At 67.9% G+C, this 26,210-nt stretch carries 20 protein-coding genes; 10 read left to right on the top strand and 10 right to left on the bottom strand.

The window, feature by feature from the left end; all coding sequences use genetic code 11:
• Positions 1-922 (top strand): methyltransferase domain-containing protein (locus tag D7Y15_RS10565; RefSeq protein WP_148712741.1); only part of this gene is annotated, 922 nt, incomplete at its 5' end.
• Between the two features lie 33 nt (positions 923-955).
• On the opposite strand, the gene D7Y15_RS10560 is transcribed toward D7Y15_RS10565, so the two are convergent.
• Complete coding sequence (locus D7Y15_RS10560; RefSeq protein ID WP_120577931.1) at positions 956-2,275, bottom strand: hypothetical protein; 1,320 nt, start codon at positions 2,273-2,275, stop codon at positions 956-958.
• Positions 2,276-2,347: 72 nt separating this feature from the next.
• Here D7Y15_RS10560 and D7Y15_RS10555 point away from each other — a divergent pair, with 72 nt between their 5' ends.
• From D7Y15_RS10555 to D7Y15_RS10545, 3 genes are all read left to right on the top strand, one after another.
• A complete protein-coding gene (locus D7Y15_RS10555; protein WP_120577930.1) occupies positions 2,348-3,667 on the top strand; it encodes an amidohydrolase in 1,320 nt (439 codons plus the stop codon).
• 195 nt (positions 3,668-3,862) lie between these two features.
• Positions 3,863-5,884 (top strand): hypothetical protein, encoded by a 2,022-nt coding sequence (locus D7Y15_RS10550; protein WP_233597119.1) that lies wholly within the window; start codon positions 3,863-3,865, stop codon positions 5,882-5,884.
• A 38-nt stretch (positions 5,885-5,922) separates the two neighbouring features.
• On the top strand, positions 5,923-6,528 hold the full coding sequence (locus tag D7Y15_RS10545) for a Crp/Fnr family transcriptional regulator (RefSeq protein ID WP_121752466.1): 606 nt from the start codon (positions 5,923-5,925) through the stop codon (positions 6,526-6,528).
• Here D7Y15_RS10545 and D7Y15_RS10540 read toward each other — a convergent pair.
• From D7Y15_RS10540 to D7Y15_RS10530, 3 genes are all read right to left on the bottom strand, one after another.
• Positions 6,506-7,147, bottom strand: a complete 642-nt coding sequence (locus D7Y15_RS10540) for a DUF4386 domain-containing protein (RefSeq protein ID WP_121752469.1) — start codon at positions 7,145-7,147, stop codon at positions 6,506-6,508. The two genes, D7Y15_RS10545 and D7Y15_RS10540, sit on opposite strands and share 23 nt — an antisense overlap.
• A gap of 351 nt (positions 7,148-7,498) precedes the next feature.
• Positions 7,499-8,560, bottom strand: a complete 1,062-nt coding sequence (locus D7Y15_RS10535; protein ID WP_199733811.1) for an alpha/beta hydrolase — start codon at positions 8,558-8,560, stop codon at positions 7,499-7,501.
• An 11-nt stretch (positions 8,561-8,571) separates the two neighbouring features.
• Positions 8,572-9,771, bottom strand: a complete 1,200-nt coding sequence (locus D7Y15_RS10530; protein WP_121752465.1) for an MFS transporter — start codon at positions 9,769-9,771, stop codon at positions 8,572-8,574.
• 203 nt (positions 9,772-9,974) lie between these two features.
• Between D7Y15_RS10530 and D7Y15_RS10525 the strand changes: the two genes are divergently transcribed.
• Positions 9,975-10,880 (top strand): LysR family transcriptional regulator, encoded by a 906-nt coding sequence (locus tag D7Y15_RS10525; RefSeq protein ID WP_120577924.1) that lies wholly within the window; start codon positions 9,975-9,977, stop codon positions 10,878-10,880.
• Between the two features lie 137 nt (positions 10,881-11,017).
• Here the strand turns inward: D7Y15_RS10525 and D7Y15_RS10520 are convergent, their stop codons facing one another.
• Together D7Y15_RS10520 and D7Y15_RS46375 are read right to left on the bottom strand one after the other, a co-directional pair.
• On the bottom strand, positions 11,018-15,109 hold the full coding sequence (locus D7Y15_RS10520; protein ID WP_158629033.1) for an ELWxxDGT repeat protein: 4,092 nt from the start codon (positions 15,107-15,109) through the stop codon (positions 11,018-11,020).
• 163 nt (positions 15,110-15,272) lie between these two features.
• Positions 15,273-15,407 (bottom strand): hypothetical protein, encoded by a 135-nt coding sequence (locus tag D7Y15_RS46375; RefSeq protein WP_255424652.1) that lies wholly within the window; start codon positions 15,405-15,407, stop codon positions 15,273-15,275.
• Between the two features lie 58 nt (positions 15,408-15,465).
• On the opposite strand from D7Y15_RS46375, the gene D7Y15_RS10515 reads away from it, so the two are divergent.
• Together D7Y15_RS10515 and D7Y15_RS10510 are read left to right on the top strand one after the other, a co-directional pair.
• Positions 15,466-15,756 carry a hypothetical protein gene (locus tag D7Y15_RS10515; RefSeq protein WP_120577922.1) on the top strand — a complete coding sequence of 97 codons (291 nt, stop codon included), beginning with the start codon at positions 15,466-15,468 and terminating at the stop codon, positions 15,754-15,756.
• Between the two features lie 114 nt (positions 15,757-15,870).
• Positions 15,871-17,532 (top strand): invertase recombinase-like protein, encoded by a 1,662-nt coding sequence (locus tag D7Y15_RS10510; RefSeq protein ID WP_121752463.1) that lies wholly within the window; start codon positions 15,871-15,873, stop codon positions 17,530-17,532.
• Positions 17,533-17,588: 56 nt separating this feature from the next.
• Here D7Y15_RS10510 and D7Y15_RS10505 read toward each other — a convergent pair whose 3' ends face one another.
• Positions 17,589-19,244, bottom strand: a complete 1,656-nt coding sequence (locus D7Y15_RS10505; protein ID WP_148712740.1) for a hypothetical protein — start codon at positions 19,242-19,244, stop codon at positions 17,589-17,591.
• 85 nt (positions 19,245-19,329) lie between these two features.
• Between D7Y15_RS10505 and D7Y15_RS10500 the strand changes: the two genes are divergently transcribed.
• Positions 19,330-19,686 carry a GFA family protein gene (locus tag D7Y15_RS10500; RefSeq protein WP_120577933.1) on the top strand — a complete coding sequence of 119 codons (357 nt, stop codon included), beginning with the start codon at positions 19,330-19,332 and terminating at the stop codon, positions 19,684-19,686.
• Positions 19,687-19,702: 16 nt separating this feature from the next.
• Here D7Y15_RS10500 and D7Y15_RS10495 read toward each other — a convergent pair whose 3' ends face one another.
• Complete coding sequence (locus D7Y15_RS10495) at positions 19,703-20,566, bottom strand: caspase family protein (protein ID WP_120577919.1); 864 nt, start codon at positions 20,564-20,566, stop codon at positions 19,703-19,705.
• A gap of 315 nt (positions 20,567-20,881) precedes the next feature.
• Here D7Y15_RS10495 and D7Y15_RS10490 point away from each other — a divergent pair, with 315 nt between their 5' ends.
• Complete coding sequence (locus tag D7Y15_RS10490) at positions 20,882-21,697, top strand: hypothetical protein (protein ID WP_120577918.1); 816 nt, start codon at positions 20,882-20,884, stop codon at positions 21,695-21,697.
• Positions 21,698-21,782: 85 nt separating this feature from the next.
• Positions 21,783-24,065, top strand: coding sequence for a hypothetical protein (locus tag D7Y15_RS10485; protein WP_120577917.1), 2,283 nt, complete (start codon positions 21,783-21,785; stop codon positions 24,063-24,065).
• Positions 24,066-24,133: 68 nt separating this feature from the next.
• Here D7Y15_RS10485 and D7Y15_RS10480 read toward each other — a convergent pair whose 3' ends face one another.
• Together D7Y15_RS10480 and D7Y15_RS10475 are read right to left on the bottom strand one after the other, a co-directional pair.
• The gene (locus D7Y15_RS10480) at positions 24,134-24,766 is read right to left on the bottom strand and encodes an MXAN_6652 family MXYO-CTERM-anchored protein (RefSeq protein WP_120577916.1); all 633 of its coding nucleotides are present in this window, start codon (positions 24,764-24,766) and stop codon (positions 24,134-24,136) included.
• A 17-nt stretch (positions 24,767-24,783) separates the two neighbouring features.
• On the bottom strand, positions 24,784-26,004 hold the full coding sequence (locus D7Y15_RS10475) for an MxcI protein (RefSeq protein WP_120577915.1): 1,221 nt from the start codon (positions 26,002-26,004) through the stop codon (positions 24,784-24,786).
• Between the last annotated feature and the right edge of the window lie 206 nt (positions 26,005-26,210).

The raw sequence follows: 26,210 nt of genomic DNA, 5'->3' as shown, positions 1-26,210 counted from the left end.
CTCTCCCCCCGTCCTACCTGCCCCTCCCTGGTGGGCCGAGCGCGCCGAGGCCCTCCTGGCCCCAGGAGATTCGCGGACGTTGGGCCTGGGCGCGCAGTGGGAGCTCCTTGAGCGCTTCGCCTTCGTGCAGGAGAACGTGGAACCGGAGTTGCTCCTTCTGGATGTGCGGGCCCGTCCGGAGCTCCAGGCGCTCTGGGCCGCGCTGCAGGCGCGTGTACTCCTGGTGACCGAGGCGCTGGATGCGGCCGGAGATGACATCGCCCAGCGGCTTCGAACGGGGGACCTCTCTCCGGCACGCTTCCGGGAGCAATGGGAGGGGCTCGGCTTCACCGAGGCCACGGGACGCGCGAGCACGGCGGCGGATGACTGGCTCGAGGGCCTGCTGCGCATTTCACGCATCACCACCGGCCAGGACCGCCCCCCATTCGGTCAGGTGAACCTGGCATCCCGGGCCCAGCGCATCTCAGACTTCCTCTCCATCGCGAAGCCAGGGCCGCGCGACACGGTCTACGATCTCGGCTGTGGCAATGGGAAGTTCGCCATCACAGTCGCCGCGAGCTCCTCCGCCCGGGTCAAGGGCGTGGAGTTCGCAAAGACATACGTCGAGTCCGCGCGCGGCAATAGCGCACGTTTCGCGCTGCCGAACCTGGAGTTCATCCACGCGGATGTCCGAGACGTGGACCTGTCGGACGGCACCGCGTTCTATCTGTACTTCCCCTTCTGGGGAGAGGTGGCGCACGCGGTGGCCCGGATGCTCGGAGACGTCGCGCGGGCCCGGGACATCACCGTGTACGCCTCGGGCCCCCGCCACGACTACGGCGAGCACTTCCTCGAGCAGGTGTCGCAGGGGGCGCTGTGTCTCGCGCCGGGGCGCCACGACTTCGCCGACGTGATGATCCTGCGCAGCGCCGCCTTCGCGTGAGGGGCTTGCGGCGCGCGGCTCCGCGCAGGGGGTTCACGGCAGGTCTCCCGAATCGAAGCGCTCCCCTGCCTCTTCATCCGTGTCGCCCCACGCCACCGGAACCGGAGGGGACACGGCCAACGTCTCTCGCACCCACGCGAGCTGTGCGGATTTCTCCCTGGCCAGGAGCGGCCCGGGCGAGGCGGCCGTGAGCGCCGGTTGCGGGCTGAGCGGCTGCAGCTCACGCTCGTAGTCACACGGACCAATCCGCATCAGGGTGCAGAGGACGCAGGCGCCCTTGGGGCGCCGCAGGTGCCCGGTCTGTGGATTCATGGCGAGCCGTCCCGCCCTGGCCTCCTCCAGGAGTTGCTCGATGACCCGCGCTCGGGACTTCTCGAAGTCGGCGGAGTCCCCGGTGATGTGAGGCGCGAAGATGACTCGCGCCCCCAGCTCGCTGCCATCCGGCGCGGCGCCGAACCTCAGGCGGATCTCCCGGGACATCAGCGACTCCAGCGGCTCCCCCGGCTGGGGATTCCCCTTCACGAAGAGAGACTTCAACTCGGAGATGAGCGCGTTCGCGGTGCTCTGGCTGAAGCACAGCAGCACGGAGGGAAGGCTCTGGAAGAGCTGTCGGAGGAAGTACCTCCGCTCGCGGAAGCACTCGCTGACGATGCCATCCCGCTGGGCGACAGTCATCGGGGGCAGCGTCGGATCCTCCGGGGAGGCTCTCGTGGTCCACTTCGCCGAGGGACACGCCACCATGTTCCCGTAGGAGAGATCCTCCCCTACCCGGAGCTTGTGGCCCCTCCAGCCCATCTCCTCCGCCACTGAGTCCAAGAGCCCCTGGTACGTCTCATACATCTTCTGGGGTTGGAGCTTGAGGGGCACCCGGCGAGCACCGGTCTCGTCCGCGGGCACTTGAAGCTCGAAGTCGGAGTACGGCGTGTCCTGCGCTCCGCCGCCGAAGCGCTCGTAGTCGGCGCGCGGCACCTCCAGCTTGTCCACCGCGCGGTACCGGAAGTAGTGCGCGTATTGCTGGTAGTCGTCGAACAGCGGGTAGAGCGACTGGCGCTTCGCGCTCCACCACGCCGGGAGATTGGGGTTGATCCCGACCGCCATGATGGGGGCCTTGCGGCAGCCACTCAGCGCCTCGGGGACCAGGGGTGCGCGCCCTACGTACTTCGCCGGGTGGACGATGCCTGGCTCGGGAGGCGGGCTGTCCTCCACGTAGTCGTAGCTGTGATAGCTCCCCCACTGACGGAAATAGGCGCAGGGATGGGGCGGCCGGAGGGGTTCCTGCGCCGAGCGCATGGCGTTGCAGGGCATGAGCTCGTAGATGAGCTCGACCTCGATCGGAAGATTGCTCGTGGACATATGTCCCCCCGGCTCGAATGTATGCCTCGCCCGAGTACAGTGAGGGCTCCCTGACGGTCAGGAGACCCCCTGGTGAAAACGCTCCCCCTGCTTCCCCTGCTCTTCGCCTGTGTCGCGGCGCCCGGCGGCCCCGCGTTCGCGGCGGCGCCCCCTCCCACGGTCCTCGCGGGCCTGGACGCGCTGTACCCCGAACTCGATGCGCTCTACCGCGACCTGCACCAGACGCCCGAGCTGTCACTCCAGGAGGAGAAGACAGCGGCGAAGCTGGCCGAGCGCCTGCGCAAGCTCGGCTTCGAGGTGACGCCGAAGGTGGGCGGGCACGGCGTGGTGGCCCTGTTGCGCAACGGCAAGGGCCCCACGGTGATGCTGCGCACGGACCTGGACGGGCTTCCGGTGGAGGAGAAGACGGGACTGCCCTACGCCAGCAGGACGAAGGCGAAGGATGCAGGCGGGACGGAGGTCTCGGTGATGCACGCGTGCGGGCACGACGTGCACATGACGTCATGGATTGGCACGGCCACGCTGCTGGCGCGGACGAAGGACCGGTGGCGTGGCACGTTGATGCTGGTGGGGCAGCCGGCCGAGGAGATTGGAGCCGGGGCCCGGCAGATGCTGGCGGACGGCCTGTTCACGCGCTTCCCCAAGCCGGACGTCGCCGTGGCCATGCACACCGTGGCCAACGCCGCGGCGGGGATGGTGCAGTTCACCCCCGGCTATGCGCTGGCGAGCGTGGACTCGGTGGACGTCACCCTCTACGGCAAGGGCGGGCACGGTGCGTACCCGCACACCACCGTGGACCCGGTGGTGATGGCGGCGCGCACCGTCCTCTCGCTGCAGACGCTCGTCAGCCGGGAGAAGAGCCCGCTGGAGCCGGCCGTGCTCACGGTGGGCTCCATCCACGGTGGCACCAAGAGCAACATCATCCCGGACGAGGTGCGCCTGCAGATCACGCTGCGCACGTACAAGCCGGAGGTGCGCAAGGCGCTGCTGGCTGGCATCGAGCGCATCGCCAAGGCGGAGGCGATGGCATCTGGAGCGCCCCGCCCCCCCACCGTCAACGTCACCGAAGGCACGCCCGCCACCTACAATGACCCGGAACTCACGAAGCGGCTGGTGGCCGCGGTGGGCAAGGTGCTGGGCGAGAAGAACCTCAGCGAGACGCCATCCGTCATGGGCGGAGAGGACTTCTCCGAGTACGGCCGCGCGGGCGTGCCCTCGGTGATGCTGTGGCTGGGCATCACCGAACCCAAACGCTTCGCCGAGGCCAAGGGCACGGAGGAGGCACTCCCCTCCCCGCACTCGCCCCTCTACGCGCCGGACCGCGAGCGCGCGCTGCGCACCGGCGTCACCCTGATGACCACCTCCGCGCTGGAGCTGCTGGGCAAACCCTGACGTCCCCACCCGGGCGCCTCGGGCTTTTCATCCGTTATTGACGGAGTGCCAATAGAGGCCTATCGTTTCGCTTAGCGAGGCGCCCGACCCTCATCCTCCGCGCGCCCCTCCGCCTCGCCGTCAGCAAAGTCAGCCGCGAAGCAGGAGGAGCTCATGCGCGTTGTGAGAAGGCCGTTCGTCGGAAGCGGCGCCGCCGTGCCATTCGTTCGCATGCTGTCTGTCATGGCGGCGTTGGCGGTGCCTGGCGTCGGCGCCGCGAGTGATTTGCTGGGGAGCAGTCGAGGCGGCTCGGCGCAGTGGGACTTCTGCTATGGCAAGCCGGACAGTGCGCTCTTGCCGGTGGATCCTCGGACCCTGGTGCAGCCCGGCATCAGTGACGGGCGGGCGGTGCACTTCAATGCCTACTGGAAGAATTGTCATGTCGATCCAGAGGCCGTGAAGGAGCAGGGAGCAGCGAAGAGCTGTGGCGAACTGCGTGCGCGCTTCGCTCATGGCGAGGGGCTGCTGACCAATGGCCATCCCGGAGTGGGCGTGCTGTTCACCGGCACCAACTACACACGGCCCGAGGCTGCGTTCGGCATCGCTACCTTCTCCGCGGCGCAGTACAACGAACTGTGGCGCGTCTGGGGCTTTCTCTTCCGTCCCGACAACTTCGACACCCTGGTCGCCCAGCGCTACGGGTCGGGGCAGAGTACCGCGCGCAATCCCTATCCATTGCCCGGGCAGCTTCCGAATCTCTCCAACGGCGGGAGCGGACAACTGCCGCAGATGCTCACGCAGCTTCGCAACCCGGATGGGAGCTGGAGCGGCCGCATCGGCGTCACCTGTCATGCCTGCCACAGCGGCATGGTGGGCAAACCCGGGGATGGCCCGGGCCTGGGGGTGCAGGTGGGCGGCGGCAGCAGCCTGGCGGACCTGGACCTGTTCCTGAGCGACCTGTTGCCCCTGGGCTACCCGGCGTCGCTCGCCACGTTCCTGAACCTCAACCGGACCCGTGGCACCAACAACGCCAGCGACATCAACCTCGCCTTCCTGTTCCCGGACGAGAACCTGCTGACGCCTTCCGAGGTGATTGGGCTCATCAACTCCGGCTCGACCGCCGGAATGGATACGCCCGCCTGGTGGAACATGGGGCACCGGCCGGTGAAGTTCGTCGACGGCGTCTTCCCCATGGATGCGCCGCGCGTGGACATGGTGTTCTACACGCCGTTCATCGGCCTGTTCGGAAGCGCCGGCGGGCCGCTGAGTGAAGCGGGCCAGGACTGGATGCGGACCAACGGCCCGGCGCTCAACACCTGGGTCGATTCACTCAAGTCACCGCCCTATCCACTGCCCATCAACCAGGCGCTGGCCGAGCAGGGGGCGGTGCTGTTCCACACGCTCGACATGTGGGCACCGGGGCGCAACAACGCCGTGCCGCGACCGCAGGGCAACGGCTCGTGCGCGAGCTGCCATGGGGCCTACTCGCCCCGCTACGTCAACAACCCGGCCTTCCTGGCGACACCGGCGCTGGAGGGCATGGCGAGCTACATCGCCCCGCTGAGAATCATTGGCACCGACCCGGTCCGGGTGAATACCAACAACGCGGCGGTTCAGTCCGCGGGCGCCAAGAACTTCTTCGGCTACCCCTCAACGGCTGGCACCGCCAACGACTGTGGTCCGCAGAACCAGCCGCACATCCGTGGCAATCGGGAACTCGGCTACCTCGCGCCGCCGCTGTACGGGGTCTGGGCCACCTCGCCGTACTTGCACAACGGCTCGGTTCCCAATGTCTGGGAGGTGCTCAAGCCCGCTGACCGCAAGCCCATCTGGCGCCGGGTCTCCGCGCCGCCGCGGTGGGATCAGCCGCTGAGCCTCATGGGCTTCGACACGGACCTGCAACGCGCCTACGACTCCACCAGGCTCGGCTGGAAGTACGACACCATCCCCTGCAAGTGGCGCACGCCCCTGAATCCAGCGGTGTCGCCGTACATCAACTGCCAGCCGGGCGACGAGTTCACCACTCCCCTGGCGCAGGAGATGATGAACGTGCTCTTCAGCAACCTGGCTCTTTCCTGGAACATCCTCTTCCCGCCCACCCGCACGCGGCAGCAGCTCGAGGACCGGAAGATCTACAACACCAACGCCTTCGGCCAGGACAACGGCGGCCACGAATTCAACTCCGTGCTCACCGACCCGGAGCGTCTGGCCATCATCGAGTACCTCAAGACGCTCTGACTTGAGAAGATGGGGCCCCGCCGTCGCGCGGGGCTCCCATGAAGAACAAGCTCGTCGACTACTTCCGCCGCATCGCTCCTCTGTCGGACGAGGAAGCCCAGGCCATCCTGGACAGCATGGTGGTGAGGACCTGTCCGAAAGGCACTCACCTGCTCATGGCGGGCCAGGTCTCCACCGAGGCCTACTTCGTCCTCCAGGGCTGCGTCCGCCAGTACGCCCTCGTCGACGGGGAGGAGCGGAGCAACGGGTTCTTCAGCGAGGACGAATGGGTCCTCTCGATTCACAGCATGATGAATCGGACCCCGGCGGATCACTTCATGGTCTGCGCGGAAGACACCACGGTGGTCGTGGGCACCGAGCAACGCGAGGGGGACCTGTATCGGCGCTTCCCGCGCTTCGAGAGCATCTCCCGGAGGGTGATGCAGAAGGTCCTGGCGGAACAGCAGGAGCGGTTCGCTTCCTATCTCACTGAGACGCCGGAGCAGCGCTACCTCAAGCTCTCGAAGGCGCGGCCGGACATCCTCCAGCGGATTCCCCAATACCAGCTGGCCAGCTACATCGGCGTGAAGCCCGAGTCGCTGAGCCGGATCCGGAAGCGCATCGCCACGCGCGGCAAGCCGGCTACGCCGCGACGGAGGGCGTGACCGTCCGGAACCCCCGGGCGATGAGCCAGCCGCCGAGGATCAGCTCGAACAGGCCCCCGGGCCCGGAGAAGTGGATGCCCCACGGCAGCCCGAAGAGCTCCAGCACGGACCCCAGCGCCAGAAGCCCGTAGCCCACCGCGCCCACCAGCGGGAGCCACGAGGGGAGAAGCCGGGAGCGGTACAGCGACAGGCAGAACGCCACGCTGCCGACCCCCAGGATGATCATCGCGAGCTGATACGCCCAGAAGTTCCCCTTCGACAGCAGCTGGAACAGCGTCGCCTGCCCTTGCGCGGATTCTCCGAGCTCAAGGATGCACAGCAGGAACACCACTCCGACGATGAGGGTCAGCGCCTCCATCACCCGCGTGCAGACGTACGCGACGGCGATGCCCGGGCTCCGATCACGGAGGATGGGAAAGAACAGCACGCCAATTCCGACGACGAAGAGGGAGTTCAACAGGAGCAGCAGCGCGCCCCCCACGAACAGCGTCCTCTGTCCGGCCAGGTGCTCCGGCTCATTCAGGACCGAGGTGACGAGCGCGGTGCCGATGCCGTAGGCGAAGAACGGAAGGAGAAAGAGAGCTCCCAGGGAGCGGGAGTGAAGGCGGGAGATGTTCATCACGAGGGCACCAGAACGTTCAGCGACGTTGTGGCCTCCAGACTGGAGGGGGGAGCCCTCGCCCGCATTGACGAGGATCAAGAAGTGGGCACGGCCCGGTCCACCCTACCCGCCACGCGGGTCCATGCTCCGCGTGAACCCGGGCTTGCGGCGCGCGTGCGAAGCCTGCTCGTTGAGCTTGATGACCGAGCACAGCGGCAGGTCCTCGATGCGGCCGAGCGCACGGATGCGCCCGAGGTAGGCCTCAGTCAGCCCGCCCGCAGCTCCGCGACCGTCGCCGCTTCGAGCGCGAAGGCACCGGCCGTGGTGGACCCGATGCCTCCTCCGGGAGGAAGGGCCCGCTTGCCTCGGTCACTTCAGGTTCGTCATGAAGAACGTGGTCAGCTTTTCAAAGGGAATCCGGCCGACGCGGTCGTAGAGGTCCACGTGACCCGCGCCGGGCACGAGGACCCGTTCCTTGGGTTCACCGGCGAGCCGGTAGGCCTCGTCGCTGAACTCCCGGGAATGGGCGTTCTCGCCCGCGATGAAGAGCATCGGCCGGGGAGAGATCGTCTCGATGTCCGTGAACGGGTAGAAGTTCATGAACCGGGTATTGCTGCTGAGCGTCGGGTGCGTCGTGGTGTTCGAGTGGTGCCCACGCGCGGTGCGATAGAAGTCGTAGAACTCGCGATCCGTCGCAGTGGATTGGTCATTCAGGGTCTCGGGCGTTCCGCTCGTATATTTCGTTTCACCGCCCGCGAACTCCACATCGCGCTGCAGGGCTGCCTCCTCGATGTACTTCTTCCTCTGCTCGAGGCTCACCGAGTGCCGGAGCCCGTTCCGGTTGGCGGCGCCCATGTCATACATGCTGACGGTCGCGATGGCCTTGATGCGAGGATCGATCTTGGCCGCGCTGATGACGAAGCTCCCGCTGCCGCAGATTCCGATGGCGCCCACCCGCTCCTTGTCGACAAACGGCTGGGAGCGCAGGAAGTCCACCGCGGCGCTGAAGTCCTCGGCATAGATGTCCGGCGCGACGACATTGCGGGGTTGGCCCGCACTCTCGCCCCAGAAGGACAGGTCCAGGGACAGGGTGACGAATCCCTGCTCCGCCATCTTCGTGGCGTACAGGTTCGCGCTCTGCTCCTTGACCGCACCCATGGGATGTCCGACGACGATCGCCGGGGTCTTCGCGTCGCGGTTCAGGCCTTTGGGAACGAACAGGTTCCCAACGACATCCATCTTGTATTGGTTCTTGAAGACAACCTTCTCCACGGTGACCTGGTCGCTCGTGTAGAAGTTGTCCGCACCGTTGGATGTGTCACCAGACGCGAGGCCCGGTGTTGGACGCGCCACTGCTGCCGACGGCGATGCGCAGGCCGCGAGCGCGGAGAGGGACACCCGCAGGAGCGCGCCAGGCAAACGTGATTTCATTGTCTTCATCCTCATGGGTTGATTGAGCCTTCAGGCTTCGACGCTCGGATGGCCAGCAGGGCCGCGCCCCCGAGCAGCAAGGCGCTCACTCCGAACGAACTCCGGTAGCCGCTCCGGTCGAACAGCAGCCCTCCAAGCGAAGCGCCCACGGTGATGGCGAGCTGGATGGCCGCGACCATGAGGCCGCCGCCAGCCTCCGCGTCGCGCGGCAGTGTGCGGCTGAGCCACGTCCACCACGCGACCGGTGCCGCCGTGCCGATGAGTCCCCACCCCACCAGCAGGACGGCCGTTGCCGCGAGGGATGGGCCGAAGGCAATGAGCAGGACCGCGATGACGGCCATCGCCACGGGGGCTGCGATGAGCACCGCGGACAACCGCCTGCTCACGAGGAAGCCGATGAGGTACGTGCCCAGAAGCCCCGCGATGCCCATTCCCAACAGGAGCAGCGAGAGGGTGGACACCCCGACCCGTGTGACGGTTTCCAGGAAGGGACGCAGGTACGTGAAGAGGGCGAACTGGCCCATGAAGAAGAGCGTGACCGCCAGGATGCCCCACCGCGCCTTCGGGCGCCGGAGGATGGCGAAGGTGCTCGGAGGCGGAGCGGCGCGCTCCGTGGGCATTGGGGGCAAGGTGGAGGCCTGCCACACGAGGGTGATGGCCGCGAGCGGAACGACCGCGAAGAACGCGCCCCGCCACCCGATGTACTGGCCCAGGAAGCTGCCGAGCGGCGCCGCGATGGTGGTGGCCAGCGCGTTGCCACCGTTCAGCAGGCCAAGCGCGCGCGGTACCTCGTCCTGGGGGACCAGGCGCATGACGGTGGCCGCGGACAACGACCAGAAGCCGCCAATGACGACGCCGATGAGCGCACGGCCCACCATGAGCACGGCGTAGCTGGGCGCGAAGGCGGTCACGAGCCCCGAAGCCAACATGACGCCGGTGAGACCGAGGAGCAGCCTCCGGCGGTCGACGGACCTGGCCAAGGACGTGATGAAGAGGCTCGTCAGCACGGCGAAGAGACCGGAGACGGCGATCGCCTGGCCCGCGCGGCCTTCGCTCAGGTGGAGGTCCGACGCGATGGGCGTCAGGAGGCTCACCGGCATGAACTCGGACGCGATGAGCGTCGAGACACACAGGGTGAGCGCGAACACGGCGCTCCATGACGCGGAGCGCGGGGCCGGCGCCACGGACGCGCCAGCGAGTGAGATGGACATGAGGCTCCCTCAGGTTGTCGGGCGCGCTGGAAGGCTTCGACGTCCGCAAGGCCCTTGCCGTGCGCGTCATGCCCCCGAAGCAGCAGGGCCCGGTGAAAGAACTACGCGGCGCACCCTCCGAGGACTAGATGTCGAGGAGCGAACGGGCCGTTAAGCAGGGGTTGATGGTGGCCCGGCGATTCGTGCCCCAGAGGAGTCCCGACATGAAGACGGTCCTCTTCCAGCAGCTGCACGTGTTCCTTGCCGTCGCGCGGCTTCAGAGCTTCCGCGGCGCGGCGCGCGAGCTCGGCGTCTCCACGGCCGCCGTGAGCCAGTCCGTCCGGCAGCTGGAGGAGCAGCTGAGCGTGGTCCTGCTCCACCGCACCACTCGCAGCGTGTCCCTGACGGACGCGGGACGGCGGCTCGTGGAGGAGGCCGGTCCGGGCCTTGCTCAGGCGGCCGCCGCGCTCCACGGTGCCTCGGCCGAGCCAGGGGAGGTCGTCGGACGGCTGAAGCTGTCCGTGCCACGAGCAGCGGTGTCCCTGCTCATCGCGCCCGTGCTGTCAGCCTTCCGCGCGCGATACCCCCGCGTGGAGGTGGACATCATCGTCGAACAGCGCCTCATCGATATCGTCGCGGAGGGCTACGACGCAGGCGTGCGTCTGAGCGAGACCATCGAGCGCGACATGGTGCAGGTACGTCTGACGGATGCCTTCCGCTTCGTGGTGGTGGGTGCACCGGCCTATCTCGATAAGCGCGGGGCTCCTGAGCGCCCCGAGGACCTGCTCCAGCACGAATGCATCGTCCTGCGCTCACAGACGACCGGAACTCCCTATGCCTGGGAGCTGGAGCGCGAAAGCAGGACCTGGCGCATCCCGGTGCGCGGCAATGTCGCCACCAACGACGAGATGGCCGGCGTGACATTCGCCATCGAGGGGCTGGGGCTGGCGTACGTCCAAGAGCCAGCCATCCAGGAGCATCTGGATTCCGGACGCCTCGTGCGGGTACTGGAGGACTACGCGCCCTTCGTGCCGGGTTTCTTCCTCTACTCCCCCAGCCGCGCACAGCGCTCGGAGCCCCTGCGCCGCTTCATCGAGGCAGCGAAGGAGCTGGCTGGCAGGGCGGGCTGAATTGCTCGGGTGCCGCGCTTTCGCGGAGCAGTTCCAGGTGGCCCTTCGTGGCTGCGCGGAGTCGCCCCAGCCCACGCGCTTGAGCACCAGCAGGTCCGGGACGCCCTGCACGAGGGAGTGGCCCCGGGCCCTTTGCCTCAACACTCCCGGCGGGAACGCCTCTGGAGCCAGAGGGCGCTCCCCAGGAGCGCGAACCACGCGGCGCCTCCACCACCGCCGGAAGCCTCCGCCGAGCACGCGCACCCCGTCGTCACCTCCCCGCCCGCCGGTGGGGGCACGAAGTACGCCACCGTCACCTGGAACGTGCACGAAGCGGAGAGGCCTGACGCATCCTGGGCCGTCGCTGTCACGACCGTCGCGCCGCGCGGAAACCCACTGCCAGACGCGTGGCTGTAGGTCACGGGAACCACCGGCGTCACCGCATCCCGGGCCACGGCCTCCGGGAAGGTCACGACCGTGCCCTCGTCGCTCCCGGTCTTGATCACCACATCCGAGGGGCAGCTGAGCTCGGGGGGCGTGGTGTCCCTCACGGTGATGGAGAAGGCACACGTGGCGGCATTGGACGCCGCATCCGTCGCCGTCACGGTGACCTCCGTGGTTCCCAGCGGGAAGCGGGCCCCCGCACTGGCGCTGGACGTCACCGAGGGGAAAGGCGTCACCGCGTCCCGGGGATTCACGAGAAGGAACGGAACGGACGCGCCGTCGGGGCCCTCTGCTTCGGCCACGAGGTCCCCCGGACAGCCCACTTGCGGCGGCGTGGTGTCGCGCACGGTGACGGTGAAGGCACAGCTCGCCGTGCGCCCTCGTTCGTCACGTGCGGTCGCCGTCACCAACGTGTCCCCCAGCGGGAACACGCTGTCGCTCGCGGAGCTGTACGTCACCGACACCCCGCCGGTCCCCGTGGCGCTCGCTTCCGGGTAATGGACGGGCGCACCCGTGGCGGCAATGGCCTCGGCCTGGATGTCCACCGGACAGGTGATTGCCGGTGCTGGCGTCTCCGCCACCTGGACTTGGAAGGCGCACGAAGAGGAGTTCCCGGCGGCATCCGTCGCCACGACCGTGACCTTGGTGAGCCCCAGACCAAACCGTGTCCCGGTCGCATGGCTGTATTCGAGCGTCGCGGCGGAGACCGTATCCGTCGCGATGGCGTCCGGATACTCCACCGTGGCGCCGTCATTGGCCGTCGCCCAGGTGCTCACGTCCACCGGACAGGTGAGTTCCGGCGGCGTGGTGTCCCACACGTCGACCGTGAAGGAGCAGGTGGCGCTATTGCCCACGGCGTCGGCTGCGGTGACGACCACCGACGTGGTCCCCAGCGGAAACGGGGTCCCGCTCTCCTGGCTGTAGCGGAGCGTCGGAGTCTCCCCGCGCTCATCGGTTGCCGTCACGAGCGGGTAGTCCACCGTCGCACCCTGGGCGCTCGTCGCCTCGGCCACCAGGGACGCTGGGCACGTCAACCGGGGTGGCGTCTGGTCTATGACCCGCGGGAGGCGCCACACCTCACTCCCGTGCAACCCGTCGTAGGCGACGAAGATCAGATCGTCGCCCAGCTGCGCCAGCTGCCCCGGATTGGACCACTCCCCGCCTCTCGCGAAGGGCTGCGTCCCCGTCGACGTTCCATCGCTCTGCCAGATCGTCGTTCGGCCCTGGCCAGACAAGGTTGTGAACAAGAGCGTTCCCCCGACGACCACGAAGTTGCTGGGATAGGAACCCCCGACGCCGGGGACGAGGTCCTTGACACAGACCGTGCCCGCCTCGGAGCCATCCGTGCGCCACAGCTCGTTGCCCTGCTGGCCGTCGAAGAATCCGAAGAAGAGCTGCCCCTGGTAGACCTTGAGGTTGGATGCGGAGATGGTGGAACTGGCGCTCCCAGGAGAGAGGTCCTTGACGCGCACGGTGCCTTCTTCCGTGCCGTCACTCCTCCAAAGCTCCGTGCCACTCGAGCCATCATTGGCCATGAAAAAGGCCACTCCGTCCACATCGACGAATTGGCCCCAGTCGGGCGTCCTGCTGCTGGCGGTCCCGGGCCAGATGTCCTTCACCCGCATGGTGCCGGCCTCGGTGCCGTCGCTCTTCCACAACTCGGAGCCCGTGACGCCATCATTGGCGAAGAAGAAGAGCTGCTCGCCCACCGTGGAGATGTCGATGGGGGTACTGCTCCCGCTGCCCACGGCGATGTCCTTCACCCGCACGGTGCCCGCCTCGGTCCCGTCGCTCTTCCACAGCTCGTAGCCCGAGGTGCCTTCGGAGGCCGTGAAGTAGACGTGGTCCTTGAGGATCGCGAGCCCGGGAAGGGGCGGAATGCTTTGCGACACGGGATTGATGTCCTTCACCCGCACGGTGCCTGCCTCGGTCCCGTCGCTCCGCCACAGCTCTCGCCCCCCGATTCGCTCCGAGGCCGTGAACAGCAGCAGGTTCCCCAGTCGCCGCAGGTTCGCGACATCCCTCCCTCCTTCGGGAAAGCTGTTCAGCACCTGCATGGTGCCTGACTCGGTGCCGTCGCTCTTCCACAACAGGGAGGACCCCGCGGCGTCCAAAGCCGTGAAGTAGAGCAGGCCCCCCATCGGCGTCAGTTGCGTGGGCATGCCCCGCTTCTGCCCTGGCAAGAGGTCCTTCACCAACGCGGTTCCCGCCGGAGTGCCATCCGTCCGCCAGAGTTCCCGCCCATGCGGGCCATCCTCAGCGTCGAAGTACAGCACGCCATTCAAGGCCACGCCGAAAGAGGGAGCGGAGCTCTTCTTGAAGGTGGAGATATTCCGCATCTGCACGGTGCCAGCCAAGGTGCCATCGCTCCTCCAGAGCTCGCGGCCGCTCACCCCGTCATTGGCCGCGAAGTAGAGCGCATCCCGGACGACCCGCAGGGAGGATGGCGCCGAGCTGGCGGCGCCAGGCCACAGGTCGACCGCCCGGACCGTCCCGGCTTCCGTGCCGTCGGTGCGCCACAACTCGGCTCCGCTCGTCTCATCTTCGGCGGTGAAGTACAGCAGGCCCTGGAAGGCGGCGAGCGAAACGCGCTCTTGCACCGAGCTCCCGCGACGGATCACCATGACGCGCTGGGTCCCCGACTCCGAGCCATCGCTCTTCCACAACTCGCGGACGCCCGCCCCGGTGCGACGGGTGAAGAAGAGGAGGTTGCCCACCACGGTCAGAGACTGCGGCCTGTCTTCTTCCCGGGAGGCGGGAAACAGCGAGACCTCGACCGTCCCCTCCGCGGTGCCATCGCTCTTCCACAACGCGACAAGGCTTCGATCCTGAGCGGTGAAGAAGAGCGTGCCATGGACGTTCGTGAAAACACCAAGCCGGTTGTCCGCGCCACGGGAGGTGATGTCCTTGATGCGCACGGTGCCCGCAGCCGTCCCATCGCTCCGCCACAGCGCCCGTCCACCCGATGGCTTGGGCCCCTCGAAGTACAGCCGGTTCCCGATGACCGCGCAGGCCAGGTCCGGGGTCGGTATGAAGTCGCCAAAGTTCTCTTCGTTGAGGGTCCTGACGACGACGGTGCCGTTCGCGGTGCCATTGCTCTTCCACAGCGCGAGGCCGTACGTCGAGCTGTCTGCGACGAAGAACAGCGTCCCGTTGAAGTTCGTCAGACAGCCGGGCTCCTGCATCGTGGGGGGCTTCTGGGGCTGCACCAGGACGGTGCCCGCGGTCGTTCCATCGCTCTTCCAAAGGCGTCTTCCGTACACGCCGTCGTCGGCAGTGAAGAACAGCGTGTTCCCCACCGCCGTGAGCTGTTCCGGATACGAGCTATCCGACGGGTGGAGGTTCCTCACGCGCGAGGTTCCCATGGCGGTGCCATCGGTCTTCCACAGCTCAACATCCTGATTGCTGGTGTCCGCATCTCCGGCGGTGAAGAAGACGGTGCCGTTCACCGCGGTGAAGGACGCCACCTCATGAAGGCTCAGCTCTGGGCGCGGGTAGGGAGGAAGAAGGCGGACGGTCCCGTTGACGGTCCCATCGCTCCTCCAGGGAGCATGGAAGTCGGGAAAGAGTCCGGCCGAGAAATAGAGGAGTCCATTCGCCTCCGTCAGCGTCATGGGTGAGGAATCGGTGTCCCCCGGCCACAGGTCGCCCAGGAACTCAGCGGCGTACTGGGGCGGGTCCAGCAGTCGCGCCGACTGAGTGACGGGCGAGAAGGGCTTCTCCTTCGCCTCCTCGCAACCGCCCACGCCAATGAGCGCCCCCACCGCGGCCAGAACCGCGAACAGCCTCAACCCCAACGAACTCATGCCGGGAAACATCGCCGGAGGAGCCACTCCAGATCAAACCGGGTTCGGACACACTCACCCGCGAGCAGTGCGGCTCCAAAGACATACTTGGAAACCGGACCTCACCCGGGAAGCGTGAACTTCCCACCTGAAACGACCACGAGCGGCCTCCGTGAGGACAACCTCAGGGAAGGTGCGAGCCCACGGGCCGCGACAACAAGACATCCACGGCGGCGCGCGGGTGCAGTGGATCGTCGTCGAGCACCACCTCGGGCCGCAGCAGCAGCTGCTCCCTCGCGCCCGAGGGACGGACCAGCACGAACCATGCACCGCTCCGGCTGGCCTACCGCGCGGGACGAGCTGGCAATCTCGGGGCCGTGGGCGGATTTGCCCGGGGCCTCCTGCGCGTCGCGACGCGCGACTTCGAGCAGGCGCTGAAGTTGGAGGACGTGGCCCTCGACGGTCCACGACGCGAACTCTGGACCGCTCGCAACAAGGGCTGGCTGAGCGCCAGGGACGTCGAGGAGGTCAACAGACTCATCGAGCGCCTCTGCGAGCTCACCAGCCAGCCAAGGGCGCCCGGTCGCGAGCAACTGATGAGCCTCTCCTTCGTGCTCGCGCCCATCCGCGCTCGCGCGAAGCGGCGGGCTCCGTCCGGAAGCCGCTGAGGCCCGCCAGTCCGCGGCCCATTCCGGAGGAAGAAACGCGCCACCGGCCCCTGGGGAGGTTGCTCTCCGGTACAGTGTGGTACGAAAGATCCAGTTCTGAAACCGGAGGCTGCGTTGAAGTTGTTTCGAGTGTGCCTGACTTCGCTGTTGGTGTTGGCCGTCGCGTGCGGCGGTGATTCGGATTCTCCGGAGGCGCCCGACGCCGGGCAGACCCGGCCCGACTCGGGCACCGAGACGCCCGACTCGGGCAATCCGCTGCCGGACTCCGGCACCGAGACGCCGGACTCCGGCACCGAGACGCCTGACGCCGGCACCGAGACGCCGGACTCCGGCACCGAGACGCCTGACGCGGGTTCGGAGACCCCGGACTCGGGCACCGAGACGCCTGACTCCGGCACCGAGCCGACCGACGCGGGCTCCGGGAATCCGGACGCGGGCGGGCCCACCGAGGTGAACGTCATCGACAACGGTGGCTTCGAGGAGTGGCCCGGCGCGCTTCCGGCGCGGTGGTCCGGGAGCACGACGAACATCGAAGAAGTGGTGCGGAAGGTCACGACGCAGCCCTTCGAGGGCGTGAACGCGGCCCAGCTGATCAACACCTCGGCCACCCACAGGCGCTTCACCACCGTGGCGAAGTCCATGGCCGCGGGCCGCTACTCCTGCACCTACCAGGCGCGGGGGACCGGTGACGTCCGCAACGCCTGGTTTGGCACTGACTACTCCAGCTACTCGTCCTACACCTCCGTCGACTCCCGGTCGTGGACCCAGGTGAGCTACAACTTCAACCTGGCCAACTCCGTCTTCGACACCTTCGAGCTCATCTTCAGCGTCCGGAACACCAGCGGCGATCACCTGCTCATCGACGACGTCCGCTGTGTGCGGGCCCCCGAGCCGTGCGATTCAGTCAGCTGCGAGGCCTGGGCGCGTTGCGACAACACCACCGTGACCTGCAAGCCGCTCTCCGGCCGCTGCGACGACACCACGAACTGCAGCGAGTGGCAGTCCTGCGACGCGACCCACACCTGCGTGACCGCCGAGGACCGCTGCACCCGCCACGCGGATTGCGCGGGGACCCCGGAGACGCCCGTCTGCGACACCGCCTCGCACCTCTGCATCGAGGGCGACCCCTGCGCCGGCGTCACGTGCAGCAACCCTGCGACGAGCTGCAACCCCAGCACGGGCGTGTGCGAGCTGGCCGAAGGCGCCTGCTTCACGACGTATGACTGCCGCGGCGCCCTGCCCGCCTGCGACCCGGCCACCCGCCGCTGCGTCGCGGCCGAGCACTCCGCGAACATCATCCGCAACGGCGGCTTCGAGAACTGGAGCACCCGCGCCATCCCCTACTACGGGAACAACTACGTCCCGGACTCCTGGTACGGGCTGGACAACGGCATCACGGACCCGGGCACGGAGATCAAGCCCTCGCGCCTCGCGCGCTACACGAGCGCGGTGCACGGCGGCTCGGCGGCGCTGCAGTTCGTGGTGCCCATCCAGGTCGCGGAGCGCTTCACCACCGAGAAGTTCAACGTGCCGGTGGGCAACTACTCCTGCTCGTACCGGGTGCGCGGCCACGGCAGCATCCGCCACCGCAGCTACTCGAGCGGCGGCTGGAGCCCGCAGACGGACTTCGTCACCGTGGACAGCGACGAGTGGCAGCCGGTGTTCTTCCGCTTCACCGGCAACGTGCGCGACTGGCGCCTGTTCTTCTATCCGAGCCGCAGCGTCGCCGACCGCGACCACCTCCAGGTCGACGACGTCGTCTGCACGAAGGACTAGGAATCGTCGCTGAGATGACGGGAGCGATGGGGCGTGGAGCCTCATCGCTCCCAGGGCTACGGCTTGAGCTGACTCAGGGCATCAGCCGCGGCTTCCCGAACGGGGTAGCGCGGATACGTCCGGGTGTGGTCCTCGGAGAAGTAGCCACCTTGCGTGTACGGATCCTTGGACAGCTTCCGCAACTGGGGAGCAGCCAACGGCGAGCCGAGCTGGCCCAGCGCTTTCGCCGTCACCTCGCGGGTCTGCCCATCCTTCGCCTTGAGGAGCGGCAGGAGTCGTGTCGCCATGGCATCCCGCTCCTGCGGGTTCAGCGCCGTTGCGCACTGATCCCCCAGCATGCGGATGGGGCGCCTTTCGCCGGATCCGCCGCCCAGGACATGGTTCTTTGAACAGGGGTCTGACCGGGGCCGCTCCGTGAGAATGCCGAGCGCGGCGACCGCACGGTGCTGCGTCTCCCCCAGGGAGTCCAAGGCCAGGGCGGCCAGCGGATCCAGCGCGTCACGCTGCCCGACATCCGCGAAGCCCTCCAGCGCCAGCACGCGCTTCTCCCACGCCTCCGGTCCGCGCTGCTGGAGCCGCCGGAGGGCGTCCGTGCGCAAGGGCTCCGGAGCCGCGGAGAGCACCCGCTTCAACTCCTCCGGCGGGAGATCCCGGTGACGTGTCACCAGGGCGCCCCGGTAGAGCCGCGCCACGTCGAAGCCTGCTTCGCGCAGCCGCGTCGGACCATAGGGTGGCGACGCGGCCAGGTCTCCCCAGTACCGGTCTCCGACGTCCAGGAGCCGCTCGGCGACGATGCCACGGCAGCCCGCGTGCTGTTCGGTGGTCCGGATGACGCCGAGGATCTGTTCGTTCAGCGTGATTTCCCATCCCGTCCCGCAGGCGCCATCGACGGGACTGGTGCGGCGATAGAGGGCCGCAGCCTCACTGAACGCGCCAAGGTCCTCCTGCACCGCGGCCCACTCCCGCATCACCGATGCAAAGCGGGAACCGTGCCAGCCGTAGGCGTTCTCTTCGGACGCCTTCAGGGGAGCGGGATAGCCCAGGAGCACCAGGTAGCGCCGTGCGGCGGTGTCCATGCCCCGGATGTCGCCTCGGAGGCGGGCGGACCGCAGCTCCGCATCGGCAGCGTCGAGCGACGCATTGGCCTGCGCCGGCTTGCGCCAGTCACCACCGGGCTCCTGAGTCTCCCCCACCGGCGGGCCTGCCTCACGGACCGCGACAAGAAAGTATGAGAGGTCCTCGAGTTCCTCCGGCGTAGGCCGCACGGCGACGAGCTTCCCACCCTGGGCACGGAGGACCGCGAAGTGGCCCAGGCCGGCTCGTTCCGCGGCGATCTCTTCGTTGGAAGGGGGAGCGCAGGACCGCGTGGCGAGGGCCCGGAGCATCGACCGCGTCTGGATGACCTCGCGGGCCTGCATCGCGTCGAAGGAGCCTCGTGCATCCAGTTGCCAGAGAAGTGGAAGCACCTCCGCGCCGCCGTGCTCGCCAAGCTCGTCGATGAGCCCCTTCACGCTCCTGGCCACCTGCTGCATGTCCTCCGTTTCAGCTGGGACCCGGAAGTCGAACTCCTGGCACTCATCGGTCCCCGCGAGGCAGCGTGTGAGCAACGTTCGAAGCTTGCGCTCGATGTCGGCGGGCGCCGGTGCTTCCGCGTGAGCGGGAATCGCGCTGAGCCACCAGCACGAACACAGCAGGACGATCAGGCCTCTCATGAGAGGAATCATACGCCACCCCTGCCCGGTGCTGACAGCCCAGGGGTTGGTGTGCTTGCACTGTTCACAGTACGTTCGGGCCGTGATGATTCTCTCCACCTGTCACTGCGGTCGCGCCTCACTCGAGGTGGAGTCCGAGCCGACTACTGTCACCGACTGCAATTGCTCCATCTGCCGCCGCTACGGCGTGCTGTGGTCGTACTACGCGCCCCGCCAGGTCCACATTCGAGCGGAAGTAGCGGCCCAGGACACGTACCAGTGGGGCGAGGAGAAGATCGCCTTCCACCGCTGCGCGCACTGCGGCTGTGTCTCGCACTGGGCTTCGCTCGACCCCGCCCGCGACCGGATGGGCGTCAACGCCCGGCGCATGCCGCTCGAGCTCCTCGCGAAGGTTCGCGTGCGGCACCTCGATGGTGCCGTCACCGAGCACTACATCGACTGAGACCCACCGCCGTGCGTCAGCTGACGTGGAATGGCATCTGCCGCTCGAACTCGCGGCTGGGGACTCCGATGACGGAGTACGCCGGTGACTGGATGGGCGGCATGAGGCCCAGGATGCGGCGGTGGAAGGTCGGGTAGCTGGCCTTGAACTTCCCCCCGTTCCACACGCGCAGCAGGTTGGCCGTGAAGAGGCCGTTGTGGACGCCGTCGCTGGAGAGCTGGTTGTCCTGGCAGCCGGAGATGAGCAGCACCGTGGCCTTGAGCGTCAGCCTCGGGTCCTCCTTGGGCAGCCCCTTCAGGATGGCGTCGTACATCGCCTTGTTGTCGCGGTACGTGCGCTGCTCGATGCCCAGGGGCATCTCCTTGAAGCGCCGCTCCGTGGGCTCCGTGCTCCGCAACGAATCCGCCAGCAGCTGCAGGCTGCCGCTGGAGCGCAGGGCCGCATAGGCCACGCTGCTCACCGAACCGCTGTGGCAGCTGTCGGAGAGCATGAAGACCCGCACGCCCGCCTTGAGCTTCCCCATCGCCTGGTAGATCTCGTCGTCGACGAGCTCCCCGTCATACAGACACCACGTCTCATCCAGCCCGTCGTCCTCATCCCCGTTCATGTCGGGGAGCTGACCGCCGTGCCCCGAATAGGTGAACAGCAACAGGTCCCCTGCCTGGAGCACCGACGCCGCCTCGCCCACCTCCGCCAGCACCTTCGCGCGCGTGGCGTCCTTCGTGAGGAAGGGGCGGACGCGGCTGAACTCCTGCGCCTTCGCGATGCTGACCATGTCCTCGGCGTCCGCTTCGCACGCCTGCAGCTGGCCATCCCAGCCCGCGTAGTGCTTCGGATCCACCGCGTTCAAACCGATGTTGATGGAATATCCCTGCGCCATGACAGTCTTTGCCTCCTTCACTCACGGTGGAGACGGACGGCCGGGATGGCAGGGAGGGGGCGGGGCGCGCCGCGTCCTTCCGGCCCTGTCCCGACCGGGAACCCGGGGCTCGCTCCCTCCGCTCCCGTGTGACACGACGGGTTACTCAGCGCGTCCGGCTGTGACCTGACACGCCACGCGGACTGGCCTCACGGCGCCCTGCCCAGAGGAGGAGCCACCGGGTCGACGGGTGGCTCGGTGAGTGCATGAACGACCCGCGCCGGGCTTTTACCGGAACCGGCACGCAGTCATCCCCCACCTACGAGAGATCTCTCCATGATGATGAAGCTGACGGGCCGCCTGCTGACGGCCGCGCTCCTGAGTGTCACGGCCGCGGGCTGCCAGGGTGAAGAGCCCACCACGAGCACGGGTGACTCGCTCGCCACGCAGGAAGCGAAGGCCGAGCGGACCTGTATCGAAGGCTTCGAGGGCATCAAGAACTGCGCGACGGGCCGCGCGACGCTCACGAAGACCGGCAAGAGCATCGCCGTGTCCAACCTGACCAACGTGAAGACGGACGGCTTCTCCAGCGAGTTCCCTCGCGCCGTCGACTGGGTGCTGAAGACGGAGCTGGGTGGCGTGGGCGCCGCGGGCCAGGGCTTCACGCTCGCCGCGCGTGACGGCGACCAGGTGGTCAGCACCATCAGCGTCCAGCCGGGCAAGGACCGCGATCAGGTGACCCTGCGGCCCTCGTTCACGGGCCGGTCGGGCGGTTCGCCCTTCACCGTCAACCTGTGGCGCGGCAACATGCTGATGAACTCGCACTACTTCGAGCCCGATTACGGCGTCGGCTCGGTGTGGTACCAGATCCACATCGGGCTCACGCGGTACGACTTCGGCTTCAAGAACCACGGCATGGGGAGCAGCATGTACGGCCGCGTCGCCCCGGGCGCCTGCAGCTGGACCTTCCGCGGCACCGGTGACGCCTTCACGCTGGATGTGGATGGCAAGCGCATCAGCGGCGACTTCCTGGAGATCGTCGAGGACATCGGCGACGGCCACTATCCGTACACCGGCTTCTCCTCCATCGACGTGAAGGCCGCCGCCAGCACCTTCAACATCCTGGGCGAGTCCACCGTCACCGCGAAGTAACCGGCTTTGACGCGCCGGACAGGGCCCTCCCCTGTCCGGCGGCCGGATATCAGACACGTTGACAGTGCATTAGGCTCGGGGCCGCATGGTCAAGATTACCGGCTCCCCTGGCCCCAAGGCGACGCGCGTCGCGAGTGTGGACACGCCTGTCACGCAGGCGCGCTCCGCCGCGACCGTGGCGCCCTCGCGCCCCTCCAGCGCCACTTCGTCCATGGCCGCCGCGGTCTCCGCGGGCGCGAAGTCTCCAGCACAGCGGAAGACGGAGCAGCAGCTCTCCGCGCTTCCGGAGGGCCCCACGCGGCAGGCCCTGTTGAAGGCGCTTTCGAGCGGCCTGCCCCCCGCCGACGCGGGCGCGATCGCCTCGGCGGTGGGCGGACTCAGCCCCGCGCAACAGAAGGAGCTGTCGAGCCTGCTGTCGAAGGCGGGGGTCAGCACCAAGGCCTCGCCCCGCTCCGACGCGGACGCGGAGCGCACCTTCCTCCTCAAGGCCGTGGCGGGCGGCGCTTCCGGCGCGACGCTCAAGCGCCTGGCGGATCAGATTCGAGGGCGGCCCCCTTCCCATCAGGGCTTCTCCTTCAACCCGATGTCCGCGTCCGCGGGGGCCACGAAGCGCTCGGCCCCCACCAGCGCCGTGGACACCGCCGCGGCGAAGCTCAAGACGGCGATGGATGACATCTGGGGCACCGACGAGGCCGCCGTCTTCGAGGTCCTGGAGGGACTGGATGCATCCCAGCTCAAGCAGGTGGCGGAGAAGTACGAGAAGCTGACCAGTACCCCTCTGGAAGACGCGCTCCACCTGGAGCTCGAGGGCGCGGACCTGAAGCGCGCGCTCACTGCGCTCCAGCCCCAAGCACCGGCCGCTCAATCCGCGCCAGTGCAGGCCTCCACCAAGGCCGCCGCGACCACGAAGGTCGCCGCCGCGTCCGTCAGCGACATCCAGAAGAACCTCGACGCCATCCAGGTGACGGCCAAGGACGAGGGCACCCTCCAGCGCGGCAACGCCGTCGAGCTCAACGACCTCATCCCCCGCAACGTCGCGACCCTGAAGCCCCCCAAGGCGAAGGCCTACGCCCCGTTGAAGAAGGCGGTGGAGGCGCGCAACAAGGCGGAGGCCGCCGTCAACGCGGCCACCACCGAGCCCGCGAAGAAGGCCGCGCAGGAGAAGCTCAAGGCCGCGCAGGAGACCGTCAAGGCCGAGGGCGAGAAGGTCAAGGAGTGGCTCAGGAAGAACATTGGCGACAATCCCGCCCTCCGCGATGCCAAGGCGGCGGTGAAGGTCTCCGAACGCGCGCTCGCCGGGCTGGAGGCGAAGCAGAAGAAGGCGAAGGTTCCCAAGGCCCCCGCCGAAGCGGAGACGTTCCGGCAGTCCCAGAAGACGGCGCTCGACGCGGCGAAGGCGAAGGTCACCGACGCGCAGGCCCGGATGAAGACCGTGAAGGACGGGCTGCTCGCTCGGGTCGACGCGTACGCGCCCATGGTCGGCGTCAAGCAGACCCGCTCGGACGTCACCGTGAATGGGACGACCGTGCGCATGCGGGATGGCCGCGAGACGGCCTACACGAATTCGTGGAACGCGGTGGATGGCGGCGCCGTCTCCGGGGACTCGGCCGCGCAGGTCACGTCCCAGTTGGAGAAGAGCGGCATCAGCGAGGACCGGCAGAAGGTCCTCGGGTCCATCTCCGGCCTGGAGGGCACCTTCAGCAAGGTGAACACCTGGGACATCGGGCGCGTGTCGTGGGGCTTCACCCAGTGGACGCTCGGTAAGAATGGCAATGGCACGCTCGCCGAGTTCATGCGGGACCTGAAGACGACCGACCCGGCCCAGTACGAGAAGAGCTTCGGCAAGTTCGGCATCGACATTGGCAAGGAGGGCGTGGTGCTCACCCGGCCGGACGGCACGGTGCTCAAGGGCGTCGCCGCGGCCGAGGCCATCCGCACCGACGTGAAGCTGTCCGCCATCTTCATGGCCGCGGGCGCCGACCCGGCCATGCAGCAGGCTCAAATCAAGTTCGCCAACGAGGGGAAGATCTCCGGCACCCGCGACAGGCCGGTGTCCGTGACGGGCAAGGACGCGGAGGGCCATCCCAAGAGCGCGAAGCTGAAGCTCAAGGACGTCGTCACCAGCGAGTACGGCAATGCCATCATGACCGACCTGGCGGTCAACGCCGGGTCGGGCGGAAAGGTCGCCGCCGCCGCGCTGGAGAAGTACGTGAAGGACAAGGGCGTGGACCCCGCCAAGGTGAAGGAATGGGGGCCGGACGCGGAGAAGGCCATCATCGCCGCGCTGGAGCACGCCTCGCGCTCGGAGCGGCTGGCGCACCATGCGAAGGCGGGGTTCAGCAAGGAGCCCGGTTCCTTCACGGACTGACGCAAAAGAAGGCCCCTTCCCACGCATGCGAGAAAGGGGCCCGATACTTCAAGACGACCGGGGGTGCTTCAGCTCTGGCGGCGACGGCGGATCACCGCCAGCGGCAGGCCCGCCAGCGCGAGCGCCCAGAACGGAGCGCTGCTCGCGGCGGCGCAGCCCCCGCCCTCGTCTTCGTCGCCACCCGGCTCTTGCACTACCGGCGTGCCGTTGCCCACCTTGATGCTCAGCTTCGTGGCCGCCGCGCGGTCGCCGTCGCTCTTCTGGTCCGCGTTCGCCGAATTGCCCGCGCCGAAGAGGTTGAGGGTCACGTCCGTGGCGGGCGCGACGAGCGAGAAGTTGAAGCGCAGCTCCGTGCCCGTGAAGGGCTGGGGCGCGGAGTGGGACAGCTCACTGCCCAGCTTCTTCAGCCCGGTGCCGGCCACGAGGCTGGCCCCCGCGTCGTCCACGGCGATGCCCGCGCCGCCCGTCTTCGCGGTCCCGCCCCGGATGATGAGGGTGTACTGGCCGGTGGCGCCCTTCTCCAGCGTCGAGGGGCCCTCGAACTCCACGGTGGGGGCCTCACCGCCCTTGTGGCACGTGTTGCAGGTCGCCGTGTCCTTGCCGGAATTGCCGCTGATGCCCGTGCTGGTGGCGAAGGCGGACGCCGCCCCCAACAGCGCAATGACAAACACGCCCGCGTGGCGCATCGAATTGCTGTTCATGGTCTTGGGTCCTGGGATTAGCGCAGCTGGAGGAAGGAGAAGGACAGGCCCGGCGTCTTCACCGTGGCCTTGCCGTTGTCGCCCAGCACCCGGAAGGTGGTGGACGAGGCGCCGGCCCCGAACTCGGTGTAGAGCGTCTGGTTCTCCGACTCGAAGAGGAAGACGCTGCCGGAGGTGGACGGGAAGTCGGCCTTCCGCGTCGCGGTCAGCGTGGCCAGGTTCAGCTCCCACCACTGCCAGCCGGTGCCGCTCGCGAGCGTGCGCGGATGCGAACCCTCCGACACCGGAGTGATGCTCTCATCGAGCACGCGCACGTACGCCGTTCCCGGCGTGTGGCTCGGGATGAGCGCGCCCGCGGTGCCACCGCCCACCAGCTCCGCCAGCGAGCGGTAGAAGGTCTTGTCGAAGTCCCGCGTCGTGGGATCGAACCGGAGCAGGCAGGGCTCCGGCGAGTCCGCGCCCACCACCCGGCGCGACGCCGCGCCGTACGCCTCCGTCGCGATGTAGACCTTGCCGTCGGTGCCGAGCGCGGCGTCGTGCGTGTAGCCGCAGCGGTCGTCCGTCGCGAGCGTGACGGCGTCCGTCGCCGTGTCGATGGAGACCACGCCCGCCTTCTTCGTGACGCTGCTGCCCTCCACCGGCCTCCAGCCCACGGGCATGATGATCTGCCCACCGGTCTGCACGACCGCGCCGGAGAACGCCATGACCGTGTCCGGGAGGACCAGGGCGTCCAGCGAGCGGGTGTCCGTCACGGTCATCGCCGTGGGGTTCCAGATGACGATCTTCGCGGCGTTACCGTCGAAGAAGTACGCCTTCGTCTCCGAGACGAACTGGAAGTTGGCCTGGTACTCGCCCAGCGACGTCACACCCTGGGCGCTGAAGCTCACGGTGCCCGAGGCCTCCAGCTTGCCGGCGCTGTTGAGCTTGTAGCGGGTCACCGTGGCGCTCTCGTCGCTCACCACGTAGACGGAGCCCGTCTTGGGGATGCCCACGCCCAGCGCGCGGCCGGAAATCTTGATGGCGCCGTCCAGCGACAGCGACGCGGCCTTCTCCGCGTCCGGCGTCACCAGGACGTAGCTGTCGGAGGGATCCTCCGCGAGCATCTGGGTGGTGATGGCGTACAGCGGACCGTCCGTGTCCGTTCCTTCCTCTTCGTCGTCGCCGCAGCCCGCGAACAGGGTCAGGGCGATCGCCGCGGTGGAGAGTCGCAAGGAACGCAAGGCAAACAGATGCTTCATCGGCAGTGGCCTCTTGGAGTGGGGGGATGAGCGCCTGCCCTTTCAGCCGGGACGGGGGCCCGGACATGAAAATGATAGGCATTCTCATTTTCATCCCCTCTAGAGGTCTAGACGCGTGATGTCAAGAAAGAGACGTGTTCTCCTTGAATCAGGACTACCGGGGGTGGGGTGGGAGCCCTTCGGAATCAGGCGCCGCCGAGGCGGAG

The organism is Corallococcus sp. AB030 (assembly GCF_003668965.1).
Taxonomy (GTDB): domain Bacteria; phylum Myxococcota; class Myxococcia; order Myxococcales; family Myxococcaceae; genus Corallococcus; species Corallococcus exiguus.
This window is presented reverse-complemented; position numbering and strand designations above follow the sequence as displayed.

Excerpts from the sequence above, each read along its gene's own strand:
- D7Y15_RS10560 (WP_120577931.1), bottom strand. The coding sequence starts at position 2,275 with ATGTCCACGAGCAATCTTCCGATCGAGGTCGAGCTCATCTACGAGCTC.
- D7Y15_RS10545 (WP_121752466.1), top strand. The coding sequence starts at position 5,923 with ATGAAGAACAAGCTCGTCGACTACTTCCGCCGCATCGCTCCTCTGTCG.
- D7Y15_RS10540 (WP_121752469.1), bottom strand. The coding sequence starts at position 7,147 with ATGAACATCTCCCGCCTTCACTCCCGCTCCCTGGGAGCTCTCTTTCTC.
- D7Y15_RS10535 (WP_199733811.1), bottom strand. The coding sequence starts at position 8,560 with ATGAAATCACGTTTGCCTGGCGCGCTCCTGCGGGTGTCCCTCTCCGCG.
- D7Y15_RS10530 (WP_121752465.1), bottom strand. The coding sequence starts at position 9,771 with ATGTCCATCTCACTCGCTGGCGCGTCCGTGGCGCCGGCCCCGCGCTCC.
- D7Y15_RS10525 (WP_120577924.1), top strand. The coding sequence starts at position 9,975 with ATGAAGACGGTCCTCTTCCAGCAGCTGCACGTGTTCCTTGCCGTCGCG.
- D7Y15_RS10520 (WP_158629033.1), bottom strand. The coding sequence starts at position 15,109 with ATGAGTTCGTTGGGGTTGAGGCTGTTCGCGGTTCTGGCCGCGGTGGGG.
- D7Y15_RS10505 (WP_148712740.1), bottom strand. The coding sequence starts at position 19,244 with ATGAGAGGCCTGATCGTCCTGCTGTGTTCGTGCTGGTGGCTCAGCGCG.
- D7Y15_RS10500 (WP_120577933.1), top strand. The coding sequence starts at position 19,330 with ATGATTCTCTCCACCTGTCACTGCGGTCGCGCCTCACTCGAGGTGGAG.
- D7Y15_RS10495 (WP_120577919.1), bottom strand. The coding sequence starts at position 20,566 with ATGGCGCAGGGATATTCCATCAACATCGGTTTGAACGCGGTGGATCCG.
- D7Y15_RS10490 (WP_120577918.1), top strand. The coding sequence starts at position 20,882 with ATGATGATGAAGCTGACGGGCCGCCTGCTGACGGCCGCGCTCCTGAGT.
- D7Y15_RS10485 (WP_120577917.1), top strand. The coding sequence starts at position 21,783 with ATGGTCAAGATTACCGGCTCCCCTGGCCCCAAGGCGACGCGCGTCGCG.
- D7Y15_RS10480 (WP_120577916.1), bottom strand. The coding sequence starts at position 24,766 with ATGAACAGCAATTCGATGCGCCACGCGGGCGTGTTTGTCATTGCGCTG.
- D7Y15_RS10475 (WP_120577915.1), bottom strand. The coding sequence starts at position 26,004 with ATGAAGCATCTGTTTGCCTTGCGTTCCTTGCGACTCTCCACCGCGGCG.